This is a genomic window from Streptomonospora sediminis (genome assembly GCF_054778995.1).
On sequence record NZ_BAAGYZ010000108.1, the window covers coordinates 1 to 7,568 of the forward strand.

General features: G+C 66.3%; 1 protein-coding gene and 1 pseudogene. One reads left to right on the forward strand and one right to left on the reverse strand.

Annotation, left to right across the window (positions count from 1 at the left end):
* Nucleotides 1-517, reverse strand: a 517-nt coding sequence (locus tag ACYVD5_RS21300; protein WP_461002878.1) for a hypothetical protein, incomplete at its 3' end; no start/stop codon positions are given.
* Nucleotides 518-1,769: 1,252 nt separating this feature from the next.
* Here ACYVD5_RS21300 and ACYVD5_RS21305 point away from each other — a divergent pair.
* A pseudogene (locus ACYVD5_RS21305) lies at nucleotides 1,770-7,568 on the forward strand (hypothetical protein); the annotation flags it as partial.

Genomic DNA, 7,568 nt, shown 5'->3' on the forward strand with positions numbered 1-7,568 from the left:
GCCTCACCGCCAACATCCCCATCAACACCGCCGGCGCCGGACAATCCACCACCAGCGGCACCGCCAACGGCGGCACCACACCGAGCGCCACCACCGGCGGCGGCGCCTCCACCACGGGAAACGGGACCGGCACCAACACGACCGCCACCCCCAACCCCGCCAACGCCACCACCGGAACCACCCGCTCCGCCACCAACACCACCAGCGCAACCGGCGGAACAACCGGCACCACCACAACAAACAACGGCACCACCAACAACCGCACAACCCCCACCGGCACCACTCCCGCAGGCACCCCCACCACGGGAAACGGGACCACCACCAACACGACCGCCACCCCCAACCCCGCCAACGCCATCACCGGAACCACCCGCTCCGCCACCAACACCACCAGCGCAACCGGCGGAACAACCGGCACCACCACAACAAACAACGGCACCACCAACAACCGCACAACCCCCACCGGCACCACTCCCGCAGGCACCCCCACCACAGCAAACCGCACCACCACCAACACGACCGCCACCCCCGAAAACAACGCCGCCGAAGCACCCCGCGACCAAAACCAACCAACCGACAACTCCAACGACCCCGAACGCCGCTCCACAGCCACCTGGTGGCGCAACCTGATCCGACCTTCAAGAAACCGCCCGAACAACACCACCCAACCGCAGCCGACACCCACCGCACCCGCCAGCGGGGCCCCTGCCCCCAACCCAGCCACCGCCGAGGCCATCCCGCTCGTCCCGCTCAGCAGCCGCCCCCCAGCAGCACAGCCCCAACCGCCCCAGTCCTCGACTCGGCAACCCACTGCCAACCCCGAAAACAACGCCGCCGAAGCACCCCGCGACCAAAACCAACCAACCGATAACTCCAACGACCCCGAACGCCGCTCCACAGCCACCTGGTGGCGCAACCTGATCCGACCTTCAAGAAACCGCCCGAACAACACCACCCAACCGCAGCCGACACCCACCGCAGCCACGAACCAGGGCCAAGGACAGAACCAGAACCAGGATCAGAGCCAGGCCCAGAACCGGGGCAAGGGCAAGACTCCGGTCCGCGGATCCGGCGCCGGCGGCCCCAGCACCGCCGGTGGTCCGAGCGGCAGCGGACGCACCCCCGGGGGCTCCCGACCGAACCATCGGGGCGGACAGCAGTTCGACCTTGATTACCAGCTTCCGATGAGCGTGTACGGCTCACACGCCATCGCGCTCAACGGTCTCGGTGACGGTGCCCGGGCACTCGTCGATCGCATCGCCAATAGGCCGACGGTCACTTCCAGGCCGCCGACCGACAAGATCGTCAACTCGATCAACAAACAGGCACAACGCGACGCCCGGAAAGCGTTCCAACCCAGGGGATATTCGTTCGAAGAACGCGATGCAGCCGGTCGGATCTGGAAAGGAAAGGTTTCCCTCAAACCGAATTCCCTAAATACCCCAGAAGACCACGATTCATGGACAAAGCAGTCAGGTCCGAGCGATGAATCGCCCAGCAATTCCAAGAACCCGATCCGGGAATCATCAGGGCAGGCAACGAGCACGCAGGCCACCGGGATCCACGGCGGAAACAAAGGGGTCGGGCTCGCGCTCTACGTGACCCCGTTCAGCATCACCCCGGCTGACTTCGGCGCACTCGGCGCCCGCCTGATCTTCAGGATCAACGCCGGATGGCGCAGCCGTCAGATAACCATCGCAACAAACCATTCCCACTCGATCCAGTCGACCGAGGAGCTCAAGGGATCTATCGACGTTTACGCGTCGAACATGAGCCTCGAACTGGAACTGACCCCGCCTGCCGACGACACGCGCACACAACCCGCCGACGGCACCACCGAAAACCGCCCCGAAGCCGCGAGTGCCGGCGACCGAACGGAACGCGCGAGCGGCAACCTCAACGTCGAACTGCACGTTCCCGGCGGAGTCCAGCTGCAAAACCATCCGGACGCACCGGAGCAGATCTCCTTCGCCGATCCCTACCACCCCGGCTACACCGGCCCGCTTCCCGACCGCGGATTCCGCCGGGCGGCGGCCAACCATCCCCTGTTCGTCGGCGATATCACCACCGCCGACGACCAAGGGCAGAAGCTCGTGGACTGGGTGAACGACTACGTCGGCCTCAACGACGAGATCTCCCCGTGGACCGTGCGCAAAGACGCGGCAGCCAAGAAGCGAGCCTGGGCCAGAGCCGCCAACGAACGAACCCTCACGAATGACATGATCCGCGATAACCTGCGGAAAGCAGGTGTCACAGCGGTTCCCCTCACCATCTACGGCGCCGACGGGGAACCCCGGATCATGAATATCAGGTCGTTCCCGAACACGCTGACACTGCAACGGAACCCACCGAAGCTCTATGACCTGCGATCGGTTATCGCAAACACCAAGGGATTCACAACGGCCAAAACGCAGAACTCGTTCATCCGAGGGCTGATCGGCGGCGGGCTTGATATCTCCATCGCCGTGGTCAACGCCGTTGTTGGCCGGATTGCCGCCGCGATCGACTTTGGTTCCGGCTACACCCGGCAACGCGGTGACAGCTTCAATCTCACCGGCAGCCTTTCGTCGCTGCTGTGGGGGGACGAACCTTCCGGGGTTTATCAAGCCGACCGCAATTACTACATCCATTTCGATGGCGAATCCACAGAAAAGGTATTCAACGGGTTAACGCTGGACACCATCACCGTTGAAAACGCCAGGATCCTGCAGGAATCCGCGGCCCGCCAAGCCACCGCACCGCCGCCCGCCTCCGGACCGGGCACACAGGGCAGCGGCCCAGCGACCAACAACACAGGACCCGCCCAAACCAACAACTCCACCCAACCCGCCACCGCCAGCGGCAGCGGCAGCAACACCCAGCCCACCGCACCCCAACCCGGAAACAACAACAGCAACCAACCCGCCAATGGCACGCAACAGCCCGATACAAACGGAAGCCGGGCACCCCGCATCCGAAATCCGGTCTCTTACACATGGGAGGACGGCGATTACCTCAAGTCCCGACCGGTGCCCGGGCATCCCGACAACCAGGACCAGGAAAACCCCGGCAGCAAGCAACGCCCCATCACGGTCTTTGAAGAACTCGCCAACCGGGTACTCGAGCAAGTCGCCAACGAACACCCCGGCCTTGTAATTCCGAGCAACACCCGAACCGAGGACAAATACAACTTCCGCCTCGGGAACGAAAACAAGAGTTGGTTCAGTCCAAGCCGCAAGCTGCGGGAGCGTATCCCGTTCCGCAGAACCCGCGACACCGCCATAGACAACACTCAACGAATCAAGGACGCCCTCTCGGAATCCGGTCTTCTATCGCAGGACAGCGAACTCAACGGGCCCGACGGTATCCTCGTCGAACTTCGGGAATCGGCCACGTTCCGGAAGAACATAAAAACCATCCGCATCTTCGCGGACCCGCCAGAGAATGCTCCTTCCGCCCCCCGCCACGTGGGAGAGAGCGAACGAAGTGTCGGCACCGAAGGCAGGGGTTCCACTACCCTGGGAACAAATAAGGGCCGCATAGCCAATGCTTCGGTAACGCCCAATATCGCCGGAAACTTCATGCAGGGCCAACCCGATACGCAGAACCAGCGTGAAGCGGGGCTCTTCCCCCGGCTCAGGTCGGTCTGGGCCTACACCCGAAACCGGAACAAGAACCAGGGCGCCACGGAGTCAACGACCGACACCACCAAGTACACCGGCAAATCCGACCTGTGGGTCCAGAACAAGGCGATCAGCGTCCGGCTCTACAACAAGGACGACATCGGCCGGGACTTCAGCGACACGCCGCCGCGCGCCCGTGGTAAGAACCTTTTCGGCGCTCCGGTCACCGTCCAACACGAGTTCGCCACCCCGCAGCTCCCCGAAGGCAACAAGCTCGGCTACGACGCCCTCCCCAGCCCGGTCGTCACCCAGTCGCGGCGCAATGCCCCATCGGCCGGTGCCCAGATCAACCGGCCTGCACGCACCGCAGATGTAGAGGTCTCCAAAAAGCTGCACAACGCCGGCGCCCGTGTCCTGGAGGTCCCCGACTCATACAATCTCGACGGCCGGAACCTGAGCCGAGCGCAGCTCATCTACCGCGGTTTTACTCGCGCGGGGGTCGGCGGCCGCTACAGGTTCGGGCTCGGCGGTGACGGGCTGGTGAACGGCTACGCCCGCAAGGTCCGCCGCACCGTCGCCGACAGCCCCGCGGGGACGCAGTCCTACGCGCACTACAGCTCACCGGCGGTCACGGCCATCGCCATGATGGACGGCAGCCGCTTCAGCAACGACCACAGCAGCCTCTTTTTCTCCCCGCACGAGCTGCGCACCACCATCGACGCCCGGGCCGACGTCGACGGTGTTCAAGTCGAACCCGTACCCGCGGAGACCGTACGCGAGGAAACCCACGCACCCCACGACCGCGGCTCCGCGGATACGCGAATGTGGAGTGCGTCCCTGGGGACATCAGCGGCACCGCGGCTGAACGTCCTGAACAACCCCGCACCGCCCCCGGGTGACCAAGGCCAGGGCCAGGGGCAGGGCCCCAGCCCCGCGGCCCAGCCCCAGGACCCCGGCAACGCACCGGCCATGGCCTCGGGTCCGCTGGCCGAACGGAACTGGATCTTCCGCAACCGCGGCGCCTCCAATACGAAAAGCCGCACCACCGGCATCTCCATGCAGCCGTTGAGCAACCACGCCGCCAACTTCGAGGCCGGCGGCACGCTCAAGCAGGCGATGGAGTTCGCCCGCAACTGGACCATCGGCCCCACCATCAACCGGTCCGCCATCTACACCCAGCTCGACGCCTACTCGCGAAGGCTCTTCGCCGGCACCATGCCCCTGTGGGGCGCGATGACCCAGGGCCTACTCAAGGACGGCCTTGATACAGGGCACGGGGCCGATGACCGCCAGACCCGCAACCTGCCCTACAGCGGCCGCCCCGAACGGCAATCGCTGAACGGGCCGGCCGAGATCATGGAACAGCAGAGCCCCAACGACAGGCGCAACGTGCGTGTCCTGCCCGGATTCCGCGGGCGGGGGCAGGTACAGACTCCGCCCGACGCCACCGCGGCGCTGAACAAACTCAACCGCAAGTTGGCGGAGCAGAACCTCGCTCTCACCCGGAGAAGCCGCGACAAAGTGATCGCGGCCCTTAGCTCCGACCTGGCCAAGCACGCCGACGCTCGCGCCCCGATCCCGGTCAAGGTCAAGCGGCCCGGCGCGCACGGCCTCCTACCCGCCACCGACGCCGTCATCGAACTGGAAGTCGTCCTCAGCGACGCCCGCATCGAGATCCCCACCACGGTGGTCGAAAATCGCGAACAGCACCAGCACCGAACGGCCGACGCGGTCATGACCGGCAGCGCCACGCAGAACACCGCCGGTGTGCAAGGCCGCGGGCTCATGGTGCCGACCGACTCGCCGGCGCCCACCAACTCCAACGGAAACCCGCAGGACAGCGCACGCCCTACCCCCTTCAACACGCCCCACGACAACACGATCGCTTCGCAAGAGGGCTCCGGAACCACCACCGGCGACTCGGTAAGCCGCTCCAACCAGCTCACCATGGTCACCCCGGCAGCCCAGATCAGCCAGCAGGCCAACGTCACCCTGAATCTGAGGTTCCCCAACCGCGGCGTGGGCGCCTGGGCGCAGATGAATCGGGACACCCGGCACGGCGGGGTACGGGGGCACGGCGACGGTGGACGCACTTACGCCACCTACGCCCACCACTACCTCGAATTCACCGCACAACCACCGACGGACAACCGCCCGCCCCAGTCCCCGGAGCGCACCCCGCGCACAATCAACCAACAGGGTGAGCGCACCCCTGTCGACCAGTTCACCGGGCAGAACCGGGACGAGCGCGCCACCGCCGCCTCACACGGCTTCACCGAGAACATCGAACGCGGCGGCCAACCCATCCGGGACCTCGCCCACGTGGGCCTGGCCACCAAAAAGGGCTGGAAGCCCGGACCGAACCACACAACCGAGAACGGCGGCTTCACCCAAGCCGGCGTCGACGCCGCCCGCGCCTACCTCGACCACAAGGTCGGCCGCGACGCCTACTACGACGGAGTCGACGACAGCCTCACCGAAACCGCCCTCGCCGCCCACGCTGAGAACGCCGCCGGCCCGGACGGCTACCGGCCGCCGCCCGTCGGCAGAACCGGGCAGCAACTCAAGTTCCGCCCCGCCGCAAACAGCAACCCCCGCATCCTCAGCGTTACACCGACGGGGGCGGTCCATGGTGCCTCGGGTGCAGACCACACCAACGCCCCCGCAACCAACCAGACCACGACGCTCGACAACAGCGGCGGCCCTTCGCAGAACGCCGACGTCCATTCCGGCGAAATGCACGCGCTCATCTGGCCGTCCGCCGAAGCCGGGGCAACGCACAACAGCGGTGGGAGCAGCGCCGCACCGTTCACCTCGAAAGGGAGCTCTACCGACAAGAGCAACATCGACGATGCGCTCTACCTCGTGGAGTTCGACGCGGACTGGACGGTGCTGACCCAGAACCGCAATACCAACGATCAACCGACCGGGGACGCGTTCGTCGCGACGACCACCACCAGACAGGCCGCCTGGTACTCCCGGTCGGACGCCATCCAGCTGGGGTTCCTCGACCCGGACCGCGCCGCGCCCGAGACCGCCCTCAGGGACATGCGGCGGCACATCGATGCGCTCGCGCACTCCGAGGACGGGATGCTCGATTCGCGGGTGCCGCTCAATTCGGCCGCTGCAGCGGTAGTGGACAACCGCCCGGGCACCGACCGTTACAACAGCCACAACAATCCGGCGCGTGAGTTCACGGCGCTGGCGGAAGAGTATGAGCGCCTGAAAGGGCAGTACGACGACAATGTCGACGACTACCTGAACGAACACCGGTCGTGGATCCGAACCCTGACGGAGATCCGCAACAGCCTGGCTGACAGCGTGCCCGCTGCCACGCCGACCACGACGGCTCCGGCGGGTTCGGGGCAGGGGCCGCCGGATCCGAGGCAAGGGCCACCGGGTGCCGGTTCGGGTTCGGGCACCGCACCGGCCTCGGGTTCCGGTTCGGGTACCGGACCGGCTCCAGCTGGATCGGGTGCCGCACCGCGGCCCCCGCACCCGACCCGGACCCCGCCGCCGCCACCGCAGCAGCAGCCGCAGCCGCAGCCGCAGCCGCAAAACCAGCGGTCCAGCCAGGGATCACCCCAAACCGCCCCGCACGCACGCGAGGCCGGCACAACCGACGCCACCGACGCCGCCGACCCGGCGGGCGCCACCGACACGACCGACACGGCCGGCCCGACCAACACCACCTATAGCGCAGAAGACCTCGCCGCCGGCCCCACCGAGGACGACAACACACCCACCGTCGCACCGCCCCCATACCCCCACGACAGCACCGACACCACCGAACCCGACCGCCCCACCACCGCCGACATCCACCGCCAACAGCTCAGCAACTTCATCGAAAAGCTCCGCTCCACCAACACACACAACACACCCCCACCCCCCTACACCCCAGCCACACCCAACCAACCCCTCATCACCGAAAAACCCAACCCCGCCACCAGCACCGCCCCCGCCACA